The organism is Kinneretia sp. DJ1R-11 (assembly GCF_025717595.1).
GTDB lineage: Bacteria > Pseudomonadota > Gammaproteobacteria > Burkholderiales > Burkholderiaceae_C > Paucibacter_A.
The window spans coordinates 261,219-278,983 of record NZ_JAJIRR010000006.1 but is presented as its reverse complement, the minus strand read 5'-3'; the positions used below and the strand labels follow the sequence as shown (position 1 = coordinate 278,983).

The following is a 17,765-nucleotide window of genomic DNA, read 5'->3' as shown; positions in this document are numbered from 1 at the left end:
CGGCAAGGGCCGCGCCCAGGGCGCCATCCAGATGCACTGAAGGCCTTTGCGCCGTATTCGATTCATCTTGTCCGCGGCTGCCCCCCCATGCCTCTGACGCGTTGGCCCCTGCCTGCCTTGCTGAGCTGGGGTGCCGCATGGCTGCTGTTCATGCAGCTGCAGCGCCTCGGGGTCTCGCCCATGTCCGCCTTGCTGGCCGCAGCGTTCCTGGGCGCCGCACTGGCGTTTTTTCACAGCGCACGCTGGCGCAGGCTCATGGTGGCGCTGGGCTTCCCGCTTTCCATGCTGTTGACCGGCGGCGCAGCCGCGTGGCCGGCTTGGGCCTGGCTGCTGCCGCTGGCGCTGCTGTTGCTGGCCTACCCGCGGCGCAGCTGGGGCGACGCGCCCCTGTTTCCAACCCCTCGCCATGCTTTGCAGGCGCTGAGCGAGCTGCTGCCCCTGGCGGACGGCGAACGCGTGCTCGATGCCGGCTGCGGCCTGGGCCATGGTTTGCGCGAGCTGCGCCGCAGCTACCCGCAGGTCCAACTGCAGGGCATCGAGTGGAGCCCTTTGTTGGCACGCCTCGCCGGCTGGCTCTGTCCCTGGGCGCAGATCGAGCGGGGAGATATGTGGGCGCAGAGCTGGCAGCCCTTCGGCCTGGTCTATGTGTTCCAGCGGCCCGAGTCCATGGCACGAGTCTGGGCCAAAGCCCGGGCCGAGATGCGCCCGGGAGCCTCCTTGGTCAGCCTGGACTTCGAAATTGAGGGTCAAGTCGCGCAAGCTTGTCTGGAACTCGGCGGCCGGCACCGGGTCTGGGTCTACCGCCTGCCAGGGCCGGCGCGCTGATGGAGCTGGTTTTGGCCGGTCAAAGCCGGCCAGTTGAAGCGAACGGCCGCGGCCCGGCCGGGCACACTCAAGCGCAACCCGCTCCGGCCGATAAGGGCTGGAGAGCTTCCTAAGAAAACACCATGTTCGTCATCATTGGTTGGGCCGTTTCCATGGCTTGCATCTTCGGCGTCTATATTGCCCACGGCGGCAATATCAGCGTCATCTTGCACGCCTTGCCGTTTGAGGTGACCACCATTCTGGGGGCCGCCATTGGCGCCTTCCTGGCCAACAACCAGATGAAGGTGGTCAAGGGCGCCGTGGCCGGCCTGGGCCGCTGCTTCAAGGGCAGCAAGTTCAGCAAAGCCCGCTATATGGAGCTGCTGGCCCTGATGTACGACATCTTGCAAAAGGCTCGCAAGGAAGGGCTGATGTCGATTGAAAAAGACGTCGAGGACCCTCACAGCTCGCCCTTGTTTCAGAAGTACCCGGTGGTGGGGAATGATCACCATGTCACCGAGTTCATTACCGATTACCTGCGCATGATGGTTTCTGGCAACCTCAATGCGCACGAGATCGAGTCGCTGATGGACGCCGAGATTGACACCCACCATGCAGAAGAACATGCGGCCGTGGCCGCCTTGCAGCGGATTGCCGGCGGTCTGCCGGCTTTCGGCATCGTGGCGGCCGTGCTCGGCGTGGTCAACACCATGGGCTCGGTGGGTCAACCACCGGCTGTGCTGGGCGGCATGATCGGTTCGGCCCTGGTCGGTACCTTTCTGGGTATTCTGATGGCCTATGGATTTGCCGAGCCGCTGGCGGGACTGCTGGAGCAGAAGGTGGAAGATGCGGGCAAGGAATTGCAGTGCATCAAGACCACCTTGCTGGCCAGCATGCAGGGTTATGCGCCGCAGGTGGCCATCGAATTCGGTCGCAAGGTGCTGTACTCCGGCGACCGCCCCACCTTCTCTGAGCTCGAAGCTCATGTGAAGAAGAAGTGAGCGCAATGAGCAGCAGCAAGCCCAATCGATTGTTCGAAGCGGTCTGGCCCGCCGCCGGGCCGCTCCCAAGGCGTGCCGCGCCCCTTCGGGGGGCAGGAGCCGTCATCGGCGACGTGGGGGCCTGGCCCGCCGCTGGGCCGCTCCCAAGGCGTGCCGCGCCCCTTCGGGGGGCAGGAGCCGTCATCGGCGAGGTGGGGGCATGGCACGCCGCCGGGCCGCTCCCAAGGCGTGCCGCGCCCCCTCGGGGGGCAGGAGCCGTCATCGGCGAGGTGGGGGCATGGCACGCCGCCGGGCCGCTCCCAAGGCGTGCCGCGCCCCCTCGGGGGGCAGGAGCCGTAATCGGCGACGTGGGGGCACGTGATGGCTGGTGACGCCAAGAAGCTCCAGCCCATCATCATCAAGCGCGTCAAGAAGGGCGGCCATGCCGCCCATGGCGGCGCTTGGAAGATTGCCTACGCCGACTTTGTGACGGCCATGATGGCCTTCTTTCTGCTGATGTGGCTGCTCGGCTCGACCACCGAGGGTGACAAGAAGGGCATTGCCGACTATTTCGGCTCACCGCTCAAAGTCGCCATGCAGGGCGGCTCGGGTTCGGGTGATTCCTCGCATGTGGTCAAGGGCGGCGGCAAGGACCTGACGCGCGAGTCCGGCCAGGTCAAGGCCGGTGATGTCGAGGCCCGTCAGCGCACTTTCAGCCTGCGCGCGCTCAAGGAAGAGCAGCGCAAGGCGGAGAAGGCCCGGCTGGAGGAACTCAAGGACAAGGTCGAGGAGGTGCTGGCGAACAACCCTCAGCTGGCAACGCTCGGCGGACAGATCCGCCTGGACATGACCAAAGAAGGCTTGCGCATCCAGATCGTGGATGAAAACAACCGTGCGATGTTTGACAGCGGCAGCGCAGTTGTGAAACCCTATATGCGGGCTTTGTTGCGGGAGTTGGGCTCGGTGCTCAGCGAAGTGCCCAACCGCCTGACCTTGGAAGGACACACGGATGCCTTGGGATTCGCCGGTGGCGAGCGTGGCTACAGCAACTGGGAGCTGTCGGCCGACCGTGCCAATTCCTCCCGGCGCGAGTTGATTGCGGGCGGGCTGCCCGAGTCGCGTACGCTCCGTGTCCAGGGCCTGGCGTCCAGCAAGTTGCTGGAGCCCAAACAACCTGAAAGTCCGATCAACCGCCGCATCAGCATCATTGTCATGAACCGCGATGCTGAGGACGCGGTACTGAAGAATGTTCCCCCGGAAGAAGAAAGCGATGAGGCGGGCGTTGCTGATGCTCCGGCGGCAGCGAAAATCCCCTCAAGTTCCAACCCCAAACCCCGATAAGTCTCTCTAGCCCCTGCGAGGAAAGCCATGAGCACTGACATGAAATTTTTGGTTGTTGACGATTTCTCCACCATGCGTCGCATCGTCCGCGGCCTGCTGAAGGAGATTGGGTACAACAACTGCGAAGAAGCAGAAGACGGGGTGGACGCCCTGAGCAAGCTCAAGCTGGCCAAGTACGACTTTGTCGTCAGCGACATCAATATGCCGAATATGACCGGCTTCGAGTTGCTCAAGGCGATCAAGGAAGACCCCAACCTCAAGCACCTGCCTGTGCTGATGGTGACTGCCGAGGCCCGCAAGGAAGACATCGTGCTGGCCGCCCAGAGCGGCGCAGCCGGCTACATCGTCAAGCCTTTCACCAAGGCCACGCTGGAGGAAAAGGTCGTCAAGATCATGCAGAAACTGGCCGCTTCGGCCTGAGCACCAGGAGACGACCATGCATTTGGACGATCTGAGCAAACTCACCAGCGGCACCGATCCGCTGTCTGTCTCTCCTGAAGTCTTTCAGCAGATCGGCACCATCACGCGGGTGTTGCACGACACCATGCAGCAGCTGGGCGTGATGCCCAAGCTGCAGGTGGCGACCGACGGTCTGCCTGACGCGCGCAGCCGGCTGAGCTATATCGCCACCAAGACGGCGGCGGCGGCCAACAAGGTGCTGAACTCGGTCGACCAGGCCAAGGAAGACCACGCCTTCATCACCTCCGCGACCAATGCCATGGCTGCGGCCATCGTGGCGGACCCGGTCAAGGCGGTGGCCAGTGGTGCAGTGATGAATTTCGTCAAGGAAGTCGAGGACCGCACGGCTCGGATTGACGGCCATCTGACCGACATCATGATGGCGCAGGACTTCCATGACCTGACAGGCCAAGTGGTGGCCAAGGTCGTGACCCTGGCCAATGATCTCGAAGACAGCCTGGTCAAATTGCTGGTGTCCATCGTGCCGCCCGAGCAGCGCGAAAAGGTCGACCCCAACATCTTGCAGGGCCCGGTGGTCAACCCCGAAGGTCGTACCGACATCGTCGCCGACCAAGGCGAAGTCGACGACCTGCTTGCCAGCTTGGGCTTTTGAAGCCGGCCACTCGACGAAATCCCAGAGAGAAACCCGCTACGGCGGGTTTTTTCATGTCTGCTCCTCGTCGAGGGGCGTGTGGCGGCTAACGGCACAAAGCAGCCGAATGCAAAAGGCAACCACGGAGGCACAGAGGCACAGAGAAATACAAAGCCGAATTGGTTTTTGCTCTGTGCCTCCGTGCCTCTGTGGTTGCAATTGAATTTCCGCTTCGTGCCGCAAGCCGACCGAGGCCCCGTGGAGCACTGGAGATGCGCTTCCGGGTGTCGGGCGCAGTGAAAGCGCGCTTTCCCAGGCCTTTTCTGGCTTAAGTTTTCCGGCCTGCCGCGAACAATGGCGACACGGGCAGTGAGTCTGCCCGTCTAACCGCATTCGCCATGGCCGACCAAGACGCACAGGACAGAAATTTACCGGCCTCAGCCCGCAAGATCCAACGATCACGGGAAGAGGGCCAGCTGCCGCGTTCCCGGGACCTGGCTCATTTCGCCATGATGGCCGCCGGCGGGGTGATCCTGGCAGTCGGTGGCCCCAGCATTGCCAGCTCCCTGCAGCGCATGCTCGAAGGTGCTCTGCATTTCGATGCCCGCCAGCTCGCCCGCTCCGATTTCATGGCCATGCGCCTGACCGAGCTGACCCTGCATTTCCTGAGCTTGATGCTGCCCATCAGCGCCGGCCTGCTGCTGGTGGCGATTGCCAGCAATCTGGCCCTGGGGGGCTGGAACTGGACCATGAAACCCCTGCAGCCCAAGTTCTCCCATCTCAACCCGATCAGCGGCTTCGGCCGGCTGCTCAGCGGGCAGGGCCTCGGCCAGGCCATGAAGGCGGTCTTGCTCGCCGTGGTCTTGGGTGTGGTCGGCGCTCTGGTGCTCAAGGACCGCATGGCGGCCTACATCAGCATCATGAGCGTGCCGCTGCCCGCGGCCCTGGCCTATGCGGGTCAGCAACTGATGAGCGGCCTGGTTCTGCTCGGTGTGGCCCTGGCCTTGTTTGCCGCCATCGACGTGCCGCTGCAACGCCAGCTCTACCTGCGCCGCATCCGCATGACCCGAGAAGAGGCCAAGCAGGAAATGAAAGAGGTCGAGGGCAATATGGAGATCAAGGCCCGCATGCGGGCCAAGATGCGCGAGATGGCGAAGCGCCGCATGCTCGCGGCTGTGCCCACGGCCGATCTGGTGGTGATGAACCCGACCCACTATGCGGTCGCGCTCAAGTACGACGAAGCCAGCATGGCTGCACCCAAGGTGGTCGCCAAGGGCGCCGACCTGCTCGCCATGAAGATCCGCGATCTGGCCAAGGACTCCAAGGTCCCCGTGCTGCAGTCGCCGGTGCTGGCCCGGGCGCTCTATGCCCACGCCGAGGTGGACCGCGAGATCCCCGCCGCCCTCTTCGGTGCCGTCGCCCAGGTGCTGGCCTACATCTACCAGCTGCGCGCCGCCATGGCCGGGCGCGGCCAGAAGCCTGAGCAGCCGACGCCGCAGGTGCCGCCCGAACTGGACCCGCACAACAAACCCCATGCCCGCTCGGCCGCCGATCTGGACCTGCTGGAGGATGACCAAGAATGAATGCGCTGATTGCCCAGATGCAGGCCCTGTTCGGTCCACGCGCCGCGCTGCTGAGCGCACTGGGCGCGCCGGTGGCGGTGATCCTAGTGCTGTCCATGATGGTGCTGCCGCTGCCGCCCTTCGCCCTGGACCTGATGTTCACCTTCAACATCGCCATGGCGGTGATGGTGATGATGGTGGCCGCCCATATGGTCAAGCCTCTGGACTTCGCGGCCTTTCCGACCGTGCTGCTGCTCACCACCTTGCTGCGCCTGTCGCTGAACGTGGCCTCGACCCGCGTGGTGCTGATGGAAGGTCACACCGGCACCGGCGCTGCCGGCAAGGTGATCGAGGCTTTCGGCCACTTCCTGATTGGCGGCAACTTCGCGGTCGGCCTGATCGTCTTCGCCATCCTGGTGGTGATCAACTTCATCGTCGTCACCAAGGGTGCCGAGCGGATCGCCGAAGTCGGTGCGCGCTTCTCCCTGGACGCCATGCCCGGCAAACAGATGGCAGTGGATGCTGATCTGAATGCCGGCTTGATCAACGAGGCCGAGGCCAAACGCCGCCGTGCCGAGCTGGGCGACGAGGCCGACTTCTTCGGTTCCATGGACGGTGCCAGCAAGTTCGTGCGCGGTGATGCCGTGGCCGGCATGCTGATTCTGGCCATCAACATCGTCGGCGGCTTCATCATCGGCGTGGTCCAGCATGGCCTGTCGGCCGGCCAGGCGGCCGATTCCTACATCTTGCTGGCGGTCGGCGACGCGCTGGTGGCCCAGGTTCCGGCCTTGCTGATCTCGGTGGCCGCGGCCATGGTGGTGTCGCGGGTTGGCACCGAGAAAGACATCGGCAGCCAGATCGGCCGCCAGGTCTTCGGTTCGGCCAAGTCTCTGGCCATCACCGCCGGTGTGATCGGCATGCTGGGCTTGATCCCGGGCATGCCCCATGTGGTTTTCCTGCTGATCGCCAGCGCCCTGGGCTATCTGGCCTGGTGGCTGCGCACCCGCGACCAGGCGGCCCAGAAGGCGGCGCAAGCCGCGCCCAAGACGCCTGTCGCCGTGGCCGCCGAGCCCAATGCCGAGGCCAGCTGGGACGACCTGATCCCGGTCGACACCCTGGGCCTGGAGGTCGGCTATCGCCTGATCAGCCTGGTCGACAAGAGCCGCGAGGGCGATCTGCTCAGCCGCATCAAAGGCGTGCGGCGCAAGTTCGCGCAAGAGGTCGGCTTCCTGCCGCCGGCTGTACACATCCGCGACAACCTGGAGCTGCGCCCCAGTCAGTACCGCCTGAGCCTGCGTGGTGCCGTGGTGGGCGAGGCCGAGGCCTTCCCTGGCATGTGGCTGGCCATCAACCCGGGTCAGGCCACCCAGAAGTTGCTCGGCACGCAGACCACCGATCCCGCCTTCGGCCTGCCCGCCGTCTGGATCGAGGAGCGCCAGAAAGATATGGCGCAAATGGCCGGATTTACCGTGGTTGATTGCTCGACCGTGGTGGCCACCCATCTTTCACACTTGATGCAGGTTCACGCGGCCAAGCTGCTGGGCCGAGTCGAGACCCAGGCCCTGGTTGAACACCTGACCAAGCAGGCGCCGCAACTGATCGAAGATGTGATTCCCAAAATGCTAGGCATCGCCAATTTGCAACGTGTCCTCCAGCTGCTGCTGGAAGAGGGCGTGCACATCCGCGATATGCGCTCCATCGTCGAGTCCATCGCCGAGAACGCCGCCCAGATCAGCGATCCGGCCGAGCTGGCCCGTCGCATCCGAACCCACATCGCCCCGGCCATCGTTCAGCAGATCTACGGCCCGGTGAAGGAACTCGATGTGATCGCCCTCGAGCCCGAGCTGGAGCGCCTGGTTACGCAAGCCCTGAATTCCCCCAACGGCGCCGCCCTGGACCCCGGTGTCGCCGACACCTTGGCCCGCAGCGCCGCTGAAACCTCGCAAGCCCAGGAAGACCGCGGCGTGCCCGCCTGCCTGCTGGTGCCTGACTTGATCCGCGCCCCCATGGCCCGCCTGCTGCGCCGCGCTGCGCCGCGCCTCAAGGTGCTGGGCCACAGCGAAATTCCTGAGACTCATTCCATCCGTATCGGTTCCATCATCGGAGGGGCGGCATGAACCCCCACGCTCACATTTGTTCGCTGCCCCTAGGGCGCGTGAAGAGCCCTTTCAGGTCTCTGGGGGGCTTGGCCTCCTTTGAGGCAAATCGGCAGGAGGCCCCATGAACGTGAAACGCTTCACCGCCCGCACATCACGCGAAGCCATGGCCCTGGTCCGCAAGGCTTTTGGTGATGACGCCGTCGTGCTGTCCAACAAGCCCTGCGCCGAAGGCGTGGAAGTGCTGGCCATGGCGCCGGAGGGCATGTCCCAGATCGAGCGCGTGGCCGCCACTGCACCGCGTGTGGCTTCGCCCGGCCGTCTGGCGGCACGCCCCGCTGCACCGTCCTCGCCGGTCATCAATCCGTCCGCCAAGAGCTTTGCAGCCCGCACCGGCCAGCGCAGCGAGCCGAGCTTCGGCCACAACGATCCGGTCAGCGGCTTCGGCAACGAGGTCGCCGACGATGTGCAGACCCTGGCCATGAGCACCTTGTCCTTCCAGGACTATGTGCGTGAACGTGTACTCAAGCGCCGCCAAGCCGAGCTCGACGGTGCCCCCGATCCGGTCTATGCCCAGCAGCAGGCCGAGGCGCCCGCGCCTCAGGACCAGCCCGGCGTCAGCTCGCTCAATGCCGTGCGTCAGCAGCGTGCTCAGGCCGCCTTGCAAGCCATGCAACCGCGTCGCCCGGAGCCGGCTCAGACCGCGGCGCGTCGCCCGCTGCCCGTGCCGCCTTCGCCGCCGGTGCTGCGCGACGAGATCCGCATGCCCCATGCCGGCCGTGACCTGTCGGCCGCCGGTCTGGCCGCTGAACTGCCCGATCTGCCCGGCCGCGGCCGCCGCGACCAGCAGGACATGATGAACGAGCTGCGCCAGGTCAAGGGCCTGATCGAAGAGCGTTTCGGCGCCCTGGCCTTCATGGAAAAGCTGCAGCGCCAGCCCATCCAGGCCCGCCTGACGCAAAAGCTGCTGGAGCTGGGTTTCTCGCCCGCCCTGGTGCGCAAGCTGGTCGAAGGCTGCCCCAATGAGTTCAAGGGTGCACAAGCCGCCAAGGGCGAGCCGGCCGATGAAACCCAGTGGGCGGCCAATGTGCTGTCCCGCAATCTGCACACCGACGAAACCGGTCCGGCCCTGGAAGAGCAGGGTGGCGTGTTTGCCTTGATCGGCTCCACCGGCGTCGGCAAGACCACCACCACGGCCAAGATTGCCGCCGCCTTTGCCACCCGCTTTGGCGCTGCCCATCTCGGCCTGATCACGCTGGATGCGTATCGGGTCGGCGCCCACGAGCAGCTGCGTGCCTATGGCCGCATCCTCGGCGTGCCGGTCCACACCGCGCACGACCGCGCCTCGCTGGAGGACCTGCTGGAGCTGCTCTCGGCCAAGAAGATGGTCCTGATCGACACCGCAGGCATGGCCCAGCGCGACAGCCGCACCCAGGAGCTGCTGGACATGCTGGCCCATCCCAGCGTGCGCAAGATTCTGGTCGTCAATGCCGCCCAGCAAGGCGAGACCATCGAGGACGTGACCACGGCTTGGCGTGCCAAGGATTGTCACGGCTTGGTGCTGTCCAAGATCGATGAGGCCGTCAAGCTGGCCCCGGCCCTGGACACCCTGATCCGTCACAAGCTGACCGTGCTGGGCGTGACCAACGGCCAGCGCGTGCCCGAAGACTGGCACCGTCTCTCGGCCCAGGCTCTGGTGCAGCGCGCGCTGCGCAGCACGGCCGCCGGCGCCTGGCGCATGGACAGCGCCGATGTGAACCTGATTTTCGCCGGAGGGCCCGCGCTTGGCTCTTCGCACACTGCCGCCATGGGCATGTTCTGAGCCCTGACGCAGCAGCCAACCGAGACTCACCCATCATGCGCGACGCTCACAGCACCTCTTCATCCCACGCCCCGCAGGACCAGGCCCATGGCTTGCGCCGCCTGTTCGCCAGCTCGCGGGTGCGCTTCATCCCAGTCGTCAGCAACCCCCATGTGGTGGGCGGCGGCGTGCTGCTGGAAGGCTTGTGCGCGGCCTTTGCCGAGCTGGGCCTGCACACCCTGGTGGTTGATGCCGGCGAGAGCTCGCCCAAGCCCTCTGAGCTGGCCAGCGTGGACCTGGCCTCTTGCATTGAAAGCCTGTCCAAGGATGTGTCTTACCTGGCCGCCCGCGGCCTGCCGATGCGCTATATCAATGCCAACGGCTCGGCCGCCCAGTTCCTGGAAGCGGTGACCGATGCCGCTCCCTTTGCCGATGTCGTGCTGCTGCACGCCAGCGCGGCCGAACTGGCCCGCGTGGTGGCCCTGCGCGAGGTGCGCCCGGTGCTGCTGGCTGACACCGACAGCATGAGCGTCACCCATGCCTACGCCGGAATGAAGTGGTTGGCCAGCCGCGCCGGCCTGATGGTTTACAGCCTGCTGCTGGCCAGCTCGCCGCAGCTGCGCCTGTCCGACCGCATTGCCCAGCAGATCAGCTCTTGCGCCGATGGTTTCCTCGGTGCCGTGCTGCGCGACTGGGCCTGCCTGGATCCCAAGACACCGCCGACGGCACCGGTCTCGCCCGAGATCCGCCATCTGGCCCGTGAGTTGCTGCTGGCCGCCCCGCCAGGAGCCGCGCTGGAAGCCTCGGTCAACGCCAGCCCGCTGCGCCCGCCCGTGCGCATGACGGCCGCTGCCCGCCCGGCCATGGCTGCCACCTACTGATTGCCGCAGGAGCTGATGATGTATACCGCCAAAGGCCGCCTCGATAACTCCTCGCTGATCAAGCAGTACAGCCCCCTGGTGCGACGACTGGCGCATCAGATGATCGCCAAGCTGCCCGCCAATATCGAAATCGACGACCTGATCCAGGTCGGTCTGATCGGCCTGACCGATGCGCTCTCGCGCTTCGACATTGGCCAGGGTGTGCAATTCGAAACTTTTGCCACCCAGCGCATCCGCGGCGCCATGCTCGACGAGCTGCGCGGCGGCGACTGGATGAGCCGCGGCACCCGCCGCCAGCAGCGCGAGATCGAAGGCGCGGTGCGCAAGCTCGAGCAGCAGCTGGGCCGAGCGCCAGTCGAGAGCGAGATCGCCGCCGAGATGAAGATCCCGCTGGACGAATACCAGGACTTGCTTGGCAAGGTACGCGGCACCCAGCTGGTCTACCTCGAAGACATGTCGGGCGACGAGGGAGACGAGGACTTCCTCGATCGCCATGTCGCCGACCACAGCAACAACCCCATGTTGCGCCTGCAGGACCACCGCATGCGCGAGGCCCTGGTGGCGGCCATCAAGAACCTGCCCGAGCGCGAGCAGCACATGATGAGCATGTACTACGAGCACGACATGAACCTGAAAGAGATCGCGGTCGTGCTCAAGGTGACCGAATCGCGCGTCTGCCAGCTGCACAGCCAGGCCATCGCCCGCCTGCGCGTCAAGCTGCGCGATTGGTAATTCTCCGCTTCAGCGGCGCCCGTCGGACTTTGCTGCTAGCCTGCAAGGCAGCCGGGCGACTCGTGCCCAAGGGGAGGGGCCTATGTTTTTCGGAATGAAGCGGGGCACGCCGGGCGCGCCTGCAGGGGCGGACCCCAAGCCGCGATCGCCCCAGGCCGCAGCCGACGGCAGCCAGGCTCTGACCCAGCTGGTCCAGAGTCTGTCACGCTCGGTGTCCCATGTCGGGCGCGATGCCGCCGAGGTGCGCGGCGTGCTGGAAGACGCCCAAAAGGTGGTGAACACTCAGTGCGAAGCCATGGGCGCCCTGTCCGGCGAACTGGTCCAGGTGCAGCAAGCCCAGCAAGGCATCAACCAGGCCACCGAGCAAAGCCGTCACGCGGTGCTGCGGGCCCGCCAGTCCCTGGCTGGCATTGGCAACGAGGTTGGCGGAATCGTGCAGACCTTGCGCGAGGTGTCCGACGCGGCTTCAGACATCAGCAAAATCGCCCTACAAACCCGCTTGGTCGCCTTCAATGCATCGGTGGAGGCCAAACGCGCTGGCGAGGCCGGGCGCGGCTTTGGCGTCGTCGCCGATGCGGTCAAGGACCTGGCCGGCAAGGTTGACGCTTCCTCCAAGGCCATCATGGGCACTTTGTCGGCTCTTGATGCGCGCATCGAAGTGTTCAGCCGCGAGCTGCGCAGCGATGGGGGTCAGGCACACAAAAGCGCCATTCACCAAGCCTTCGCCGATGTCGAGCATGATGTCGACCGCATCGCCAGTTCAGCCCAGCAAAGCGAGCGCATCACAGCCTCACTCGGCGATCGTGCGATTGAACTGGAGCAGGAGATCCAGCAGGCCATGATCAGCCTGGACAGTGCCGCGCAGTGCAGCAATCGTTTCCTGAAGCTGTCAGAGGAGCTGATCGAGCAGATCGCGGCCTCGGGCATCAAGGTCGAGGACGCGCTGTACATCGAGGCGGCGCAGCGCGGCGCCGCACAGATTGCCGAGTTGCTGGAGCAGGCTTTGCAGAGCCGCAAGATCTCCATGCAGCAACTTTTCGATGAGCGCTATCGCCCGGTCGCCGGCAGCGAGCCGGCTCAACATTTGAGCGACTTTGTCGAACTCGCCGACCGCCTCTTTCCGGCTGTTCAGGAAGCGATGCTGCAGCTCAGCGACAAGGTGGTGTACTGCATTGCCGTGGATCGCAATGGTTATGTGGCCACCCACAACAAGAAGTACTGCCAGCCGCAGCGCCCCGGCGATGTGGTTTGGAACACGGCCAACAGCCGCTACCGGCGCATTTTCAACGACCGCACCGGCCTGGCCTCGGCCCGCAATCAGCGCCCCTTCCTGTTGCAGACCTACCGCCGCGATATGGGCGGCGGCCGCTTCGTGCTACTGAAGGAGGCCTCGGCGCCCATCACCGTGCAGGGTCGCCATTGGGGTGGCTTGCGGCTGGCCTTTGGCTTCTGAACCCTTGGCGCGCTCCGAGCATTAGAGTCGCCAGCAAAAGCCAGCGAAGCAGGTCTGGCTAGGCGGACCGGTGCAGACAGTACGCTCAGTACGGCAAGCCGGTCCAACGACGCCAGAAGGATTTTGATGGCGACTCTCAGGGCGCGACGCAGGCGCGGTTCTTGCCCGTGTGCTTGGCCTCGTAGAGCGCCACATCGGCGCGGTCCAGGGCCACTTCCAGGGTCTCGCCTGGGCGGTACAGGGTCACGCCGGCCGAGAAGGTGACAAACACGTCCTTGCCCTCATGCATGAACAGGCTGGCCGACAAAGCGCGCTGCAGGCGCTGCAGCACGGCCTGGGCTTCCGCCACCGGTGTGCTGGGCAGCATGAGCACGAATTCCTCGCCTCCGTAGCGGGCCACCAGATCGCCCGGCCGCAGATGCTGTGACACCCGCTCGGCCAGGGACTTGAGCGCGACATCCCCGGCGCCATGGCCCAGGGTGTCGTTGAGCTTCTTGAAATTGTCGATGTCCAGCAGGGCCAAGGCGATCAGGGCGTTGTCACCGGTTTCGCGCTCGGCCTTGGCCTGCTCGGTAGCGAAGGCTGCCAGCAGGCCGCGCCGGTTGGCAATCTGGGTCAGCTGGTCGGTCTGCACTTCATTGGACAGGCGCTGCAACTCGCCTTCCAACTCGGCCACCTTGCGGCTCAGGCTGCTGGCCTTGTCATGCTCCAGGGTCAGGCGATCCTGGGTCTGCTTGACCAGGGACTGCACGCTGCGGCTTTCCTCCACCATCTCGCGCACCACGCCGGTCAGGCTCTCCAGCGAGTCGGCCTTTTCGATCACCTCGGCATAGCGGCCGACGCTGTTCTGGAAGCGGTCGGTGTGCTGACCCAGCTCGCCGAGCTCGGCCAGCATTTGATGGATCAGGGACTTGAGCGAATCGCGAGCGCGGCTGCGTTCCTCGCGCAGGGTGCGCTGGCGCTCGCGCGTGCCGCTCAGCATCTCTGTGACCGAGCGCACGCCGCGGCCGCTCAGGCCCTGCTCCAGGGTGTCGTTCATGGCCTCGCATTGGCCCTTGGCCCAGGAATCATCCTCGGCCAAGTCGACCAGACTGGCGCTCAGTTCACGGCAGAGTTCGCCCAGCTCGCCGAACAGATGCTGGCGGTGGTCGAGCAGATGGCGCGCGCGCTGGCACAGGGTCTCGATCAATGCCGCTTTTTCGGGTGTGGGGCCGCCGGCCTGCAAATCGAGGTGGGCAGCGTCGAGCTCGGCCATCAACTCGTCTGCATAGCGCTCCGGGCTCTTGAGTGCATGTTGGACCGTGCTCTGCAAGCTGGTTTCGATGCCGGGCCAGGGACTGGGCAGGCCGACACCTGCGGCGCGGAAACTCAGGGTTTCATGGTTGCCCGTGCTGCCGCTGATTTCAGGCTCGGTCGGCTCCAGGGTGCTGGGCGGAAAATCTTCTTCCGCAAAAAACTGGCTGGGCGTGCCGCCGGGCTCCTCCGACGTGGCAATGCTGGCGTCGGCGACGTCACTGTCCCAGCTGTTGACCAGCTGATCCAAGCGTTTGAGCAGGCGTTGACCGTCGCTGCGGTTGCCCTCCAGCACCCGCTGCAGGCCATCTTTCTTGCGTGCCACGGTCCATTGGCGGCCGCCGCGTTCGAGGCCGCGCACCAGGCGCTCCAGGGTCTGGGCCATGGCCTCGGCCTGGGCTCCCGGGCCTTCGCTGCGCTGCAAGCGCTCCAGCTCGCGCAGGGCCTCATCCCAGCGGTTCTCGCGCACGCAGACCTGCAGCTCCAGCCGTACTTGTGCATTGCTGACGCCCATGCTCAGCAGCTTGGCGAGCACGGCCTGGGCCCGTTCGGGCAGGGCCGCGGCGGCGGCCTCGACACCGGATTCCATGGCAAAGGCGCGCGCATAGTTCTCGGGCGTCGGCTCCAGCTGGGCCTGGGCCAGGCGCAGCAAGGCGGCCTTGGCGATCTGGGCCGGCGGCGTGGCGCCGGGCTTGCGGGCCGAGTTGGCGGGCAGAGGCGCGGGGCGGCGTGAGTCGTCCATCATTTCAAGGGCAGTTTGCCGCCATGGGGTCGCAGCGTGCCGCTGGGCAGGCCGCTGCCGGCCGTGCCCGAGTCGCCGTCGAGTTCGTTGTGGGCCTGGGCGATCCAGGGTGCTTTGCGCGGCAGCACGGTCTGTGCCAGCCACAGTTCGATTTCTTCCGGCGGCAGCGGCTTGCTGAACAGAAAGCCTTGCATCAGGCTGCAACCCAGGCGGTGCAGCACATCCATCTGGCGCAGGGTCTCCACGCCCTCAGCGATCACGCGCAGGCCCATGGCGCGGGCCAGGGCAATGATGGCCGTGACCACGGCCGAGCTCTGCGGCGTGATGCCCAGGTCGCGCACAAAGGTGCGGTCGATCTTGACCTCGGAGATCGGCAGCGTCGTCAGGTAAGCCAGCGATGAATAGCCAGTGCCGAAGTCGTCGATGGAAATCTCCACGCCCACTTCGTTCAGCCGGTGCAGAGCCGGGATGACGTTCTGCAGGTCTTTCATCAGGTTGTTTTCGGTGATCTCCAGCTGGATCGCCCGGTGCGGGACGCCATAGGCGCTCACGCATTGATGGATGTGCTCGACCAGATCGGAGCGCTCGAACATGCGGCTGGGCAGGTTGACGGCGATCGAATCCGAGAAGCCGAAATTGAGCTGCCAGACCTTGGCCTGGCGCGCCGCTTCCTTGAGCGCCCATTCGGACAGCGGCACGATCAGGCCGGTCTCCTCGGCCAGCGGAATGAACTCGCTGGGCGGCACCAACTTGTCGCCGCGCTTCCAGCGCATCAGCGCCTCGGCGCCGACCATGCGGGCGGCGCGCACATCGATCTTGGGCTGGTAATGCAGCACGATTTCGCCGCGCTCCAGGGCCTTGTGCAGGGCGCTTTCCAGCTCCAGCTTCTCGCGGCCCTGGCCGGCCAGCTGCGGTGTGTAGAGTGCCGCAGCATTGCGGCCCTGCGATTTGACGGCATACATGGCCACGTCGGAATTGCGCAGCAGATCGGCCATGGTCAGGCCGTCGCGCGGGTAGATGGCAATGCCGACGCTGGCGGTGACAAAGCACTCCTGGCCCGAGATGAAGATGGGCTCGCGCATGGCGTCGAGCACGCGCTCTGCGACGCGCTCGGCATCGCGCTCGTCCGTGATCTCGGGCAGCAGGGCCACGAACTCGTCGCCACCCAGCCGGCCGACCGCTTCCAGCGTGCGGTGCGAACGCCCGCCGATGGTTTCCAGCATGCCTTCCATGACCTGGTCGGAATGGCGCACGCAGGCGCGCAGGCGCCGGCCCACCTCGATCAGCAGCTCGTCGCCGGCGGCATGGCCCAAGGTGTCGTTGATGATCTTGAAGCGGTCGAGGTCGATCAGCAGCAGTCCGACTTCATGGCCGCCGCGACGCGCTTGCTCAATGGCGCGCTCGACGCGCCAGATCAGTTGGCGCCGGTTGGGCAGACCAGTCAGGGCGTCAAAGTGGGCAAGCTGGCGAATGCGGTCCTCGGCCTGGCGCCGGTCGGTCACGTCCTGCATCACGCCGGTGTAGCCGTTGGCATTGCCTTGCTCGTTGAATTCTGGCTCGGCCTCGATATGGACCACACGTTGGCGGCCGTCGAGCAGGGTCACCGGCAGGTCGGTCACCAGCACCGAGTTGTGGGCGATCACGTCGCGCAGCAGGCGCAGGAAAAGAGCACGCTCTTCATGCGGGATCATGCGCATCACACCGATGAAATCGAGCCCTTCCTGCGGCCCGCGACCGAACACCCGCAGGGCTTCCGCCGCCAGGGTGAAACCGCCACCCAAATGCCATTCGAAACTGCCCATGCGGGCCAAATCCTGCGCACGCGCCAGCCTGGCCTTGCTACGTTCGAGCTCGATGCGGGTGCGCGAACTGCGCAGCAGGTAGCGCAGCCGGCCGGCCAGCAGGCTCCACTGGGTGGACTTGACGAAGAAATCAGTGGCGCCGACCTGGTAGGCGCGATTGATGGAGGCATCGTCGTCGAGGCCGGTGAGCATCAGCACCGGGGTCGACTCGAAGCCGGGGAATTCACGCAGGCGGGTGCAGGTCTCGAAACCGTCCAACTCGGGCATCATTGCGTCGAGCACGATCAGGTCCGGCGACATGGTCGCGATCTGCCCCAGGGCCGCTTCGCCGCTGGCCGACTCGGTGACCTCGAAGCCACGCTCGCGCAGTGCCGCCGCCGTCAGCAGCAGGTTGACCTCGTCGTCATCGACGAGCAGCACCTTGGCGCGTTCCGGCAGTTCGTCGTGGATGGTCGATCCGGCTGAATTCATGGCGTCGTCGGGGCGAGGGCGGTGAGTGCCAGGCGCACTTGTTGGATGTCGTCAAGCATAGCGTCCAACAAGGTCTCCATGCCTTCAGTCTGCTGATTTCTGGCCAGGGTCTCGATTTCGGCACAGCGCTCGGCCAGCGCCATGGCGCCCAGGCTGGCCGAGGAGGACTTGAGGGTGTGGCTGATGTGGCGAATCACTTGCAGGTCCAGGTTTTCGCCGCGCGCCTGGCTGAGCTCGGGCAGCATGCGGTCGAGCGACTTCATATAGGCCGCCAGCACGCGTTCGATCAGCTTGTTCTGGCCGCTTGGGTCCAGCTCGCGCAGCCGTTCCAGGGCAATCGGGTCCAGGCAGGTGCTCGCAGCGGCAGGCTGCACGTCGGTGTGGGCTAGAGGCGGCGTGGGCGTGGACATGTCAGAAGGCAGATGGCGGCTGGACGAGATGCGCAAGCACGGGATGTCGACCGTCCGGCGCCTGTGCGGGCAGGCAGGCATACGTGGCCTGATCAGGATATCGGGGCTGCGGTAGCAAAGCTTGAGAATTCTTATGGCGCTTGACGCGGTTTTCCCTCGCCCGGCTGGGCGGTGAGCTGACGGACTTCATTTTGCCTGCTGAAAAGCCAGCCGCCGGCGATGCCGGTGCCTCGGCTTGACGGGCTGAAAAGACGGTGTGGATGGCAGTCACTGACGGAATGTAGCCGCACTGTCAAGGACTTGATCCAAGCGTCTGAGGGCGGCTGACGGTGCGTTTCCACTGAGT

At 65.4% G+C, this 17,765-nt stretch carries 14 protein-coding genes; 11 read left to right on the top strand and 3 right to left on the bottom strand.

Annotated elements, in window-relative coordinates:
• Positions 1-87 precede the first annotated feature (87 nt).
• The 11 genes from LNV23_RS12960 (at position 88) to LNV23_RS12910 (ending at position 12,701) form a co-directional block, all read left to right on the top strand.
• Positions 88-825, top strand: coding sequence for a methyltransferase domain-containing protein (locus LNV23_RS12960; RefSeq protein WP_263563345.1), 738 nt, complete (start codon positions 88-90; stop codon positions 823-825).
• A gap of 122 nt (positions 826-947) precedes the next feature.
• Complete coding sequence (gene motA, locus LNV23_RS12955) at positions 948-1,805, top strand: flagellar motor stator protein MotA (protein WP_263563344.1); 858 nt, start codon at positions 948-950, stop codon at positions 1,803-1,805.
• 360 nt (positions 1,806-2,165) lie between these two features.
• Entirely contained in the window at positions 2,166-3,125 is a 960-nt protein-coding gene (gene motB / locus LNV23_RS12950) for a flagellar motor protein MotB (RefSeq protein WP_263563343.1), read from the top strand.
• Between the two features lie 27 nt (positions 3,126-3,152).
• Positions 3,153-3,545 carry a chemotaxis response regulator CheY gene (gene cheY / locus LNV23_RS12945; protein WP_102769803.1) on the top strand — a complete coding sequence of 131 codons (393 nt, stop codon included), beginning with the start codon at positions 3,153-3,155 and terminating at the stop codon, positions 3,543-3,545.
• A 16-nt stretch (positions 3,546-3,561) separates the two neighbouring features.
• Complete coding sequence (locus LNV23_RS12940) at positions 3,562-4,197, top strand: protein phosphatase CheZ (RefSeq protein WP_263563342.1); 636 nt, start codon at positions 3,562-3,564, stop codon at positions 4,195-4,197.
• Positions 4,198-4,574: 377 nt separating this feature from the next.
• On the top strand, positions 4,575-5,759 hold the full coding sequence (flhB, locus tag LNV23_RS12935) for a flagellar biosynthesis protein FlhB (protein WP_263563341.1): 1,185 nt from the start codon (positions 4,575-4,577) through the stop codon (positions 5,757-5,759).
• On the top strand, positions 5,756-7,855 hold the full coding sequence (gene flhA / locus LNV23_RS12930; RefSeq protein WP_411910575.1) for a flagellar biosynthesis protein FlhA: 2,100 nt from the start codon (positions 5,756-5,758) through the stop codon (positions 7,853-7,855). The genes flhB and flhA overlap by 4 nt, the downstream gene beginning before the upstream one ends.
• 103 nt (positions 7,856-7,958) lie before the next feature.
• Positions 7,959-9,656 carry a flagellar biosynthesis GTPase FlhF gene (gene flhF / locus LNV23_RS12925; RefSeq protein ID WP_263563340.1) on the top strand — a complete coding sequence of 566 codons (1,698 nt, stop codon included), beginning with the start codon at positions 7,959-7,961 and terminating at the stop codon, positions 9,654-9,656.
• 35 nt (positions 9,657-9,691) lie between these two features.
• The gene (locus LNV23_RS12920; RefSeq protein WP_263563339.1) at positions 9,692-10,516 is read left to right on the top strand and encodes a MinD/ParA family ATP-binding protein; all 825 of its coding nucleotides are present in this window, start codon (positions 9,692-9,694) and stop codon (positions 10,514-10,516) included.
• Between the two features lie 18 nt (positions 10,517-10,534).
• Positions 10,535-11,248: an RNA polymerase sigma factor FliA gene (locus tag LNV23_RS12915; protein WP_263520633.1), complete on the top strand. Its 714-nt coding sequence runs from the start codon at positions 10,535-10,537 to the stop codon at positions 11,246-11,248.
• An 82-nt stretch (positions 11,249-11,330) separates the two neighbouring features.
• A complete protein-coding gene (locus LNV23_RS12910) occupies positions 11,331-12,701 on the top strand; it encodes a methyl-accepting chemotaxis protein (RefSeq protein ID WP_263563338.1) in 1,371 nt (456 codons plus the stop codon).
• Positions 12,702-12,837: 136 nt separating this feature from the next.
• Here LNV23_RS12910 and LNV23_RS12905 read toward each other — a convergent pair whose 3' ends face one another.
• The 3 genes from LNV23_RS12905 to LNV23_RS12895 are packed head-to-tail and all read right to left on the bottom strand — an operon-like array spanning position 12,838 to position 17,419.
• Positions 12,838-14,739, bottom strand: a complete 1,902-nt coding sequence (locus tag LNV23_RS12905; RefSeq protein WP_263563337.1) for a sensor domain-containing diguanylate cyclase — start codon at positions 14,737-14,739, stop codon at positions 12,838-12,840.
• Positions 14,736-17,009 carry a putative bifunctional diguanylate cyclase/phosphodiesterase gene (locus LNV23_RS12900; RefSeq protein WP_263563336.1) on the bottom strand — a complete coding sequence of 758 codons (2,274 nt, stop codon included), beginning with the start codon at positions 17,007-17,009 and terminating at the stop codon, positions 14,736-14,738. The genes LNV23_RS12905 and LNV23_RS12900 overlap by 4 nt, the downstream gene beginning before the upstream one ends.
• Complete coding sequence (locus LNV23_RS12895) at positions 17,006-17,419, bottom strand: Hpt domain-containing protein (protein ID WP_263563335.1); 414 nt, start codon at positions 17,417-17,419, stop codon at positions 17,006-17,008. Before LNV23_RS12895 ends, LNV23_RS12900 begins: the two co-directional genes overlap by 4 nt.
• Between the last annotated feature and the right edge of the window lie 346 nt (positions 17,420-17,765).

Bases quoted from the DNA above. Each gene is read 5' to 3' on its own strand.
- motA (WP_263563344.1), top strand. From the start codon at position 948: ATGTTCGTCATCATTGGTTGGGCCGTTTCCATGGCTTGCATCTTCGGC.
- LNV23_RS12960 (WP_263563345.1), top strand. From the start codon at position 88: ATGCCTCTGACGCGTTGGCCCCTGCCTGCCTTGCTGAGCTGGGGTGCC.
- LNV23_RS12910 (WP_263563338.1), top strand. From the start codon at position 11,331: ATGTTTTTCGGAATGAAGCGGGGCACGCCGGGCGCGCCTGCAGGGGCG.
- flhA (WP_411910575.1), top strand. From the start codon at position 5,756: ATGAATGCGCTGATTGCCCAGATGCAGGCCCTGTTCGGTCCACGCGCC.
- LNV23_RS12905 (WP_263563337.1), bottom strand. From the start codon at position 14,739: ATGATGGACGACTCACGCCGCCCCGCGCCTCTGCCCGCCAACTCGGCC.
- motB (WP_263563343.1), top strand. From the start codon at position 2,166: ATGGCTGGTGACGCCAAGAAGCTCCAGCCCATCATCATCAAGCGCGTC.
- LNV23_RS12895 (WP_263563335.1), bottom strand. From the start codon at position 17,419: ATGTCCACGCCCACGCCGCCTCTAGCCCACACCGACGTGCAGCCTGCC.
- LNV23_RS12900 (WP_263563336.1), bottom strand. From the start codon at position 17,009: ATGAATTCAGCCGGATCGACCATCCACGACGAACTGCCGGAACGCGCC.
- cheY (WP_102769803.1), top strand. From the start codon at position 3,153: ATGAGCACTGACATGAAATTTTTGGTTGTTGACGATTTCTCCACCATG.
- LNV23_RS12920 (WP_263563339.1), top strand. From the start codon at position 9,692: ATGCGCGACGCTCACAGCACCTCTTCATCCCACGCCCCGCAGGACCAG.
- LNV23_RS12915 (WP_263520633.1), top strand. From the start codon at position 10,535: ATGTATACCGCCAAAGGCCGCCTCGATAACTCCTCGCTGATCAAGCAG.
- flhB (WP_263563341.1), top strand. From the start codon at position 4,575: ATGGCCGACCAAGACGCACAGGACAGAAATTTACCGGCCTCAGCCCGC.
- LNV23_RS12940 (WP_263563342.1), top strand. From the start codon at position 3,562: ATGCATTTGGACGATCTGAGCAAACTCACCAGCGGCACCGATCCGCTG.
- flhF (WP_263563340.1), top strand. From the start codon at position 7,959: ATGAACGTGAAACGCTTCACCGCCCGCACATCACGCGAAGCCATGGCC.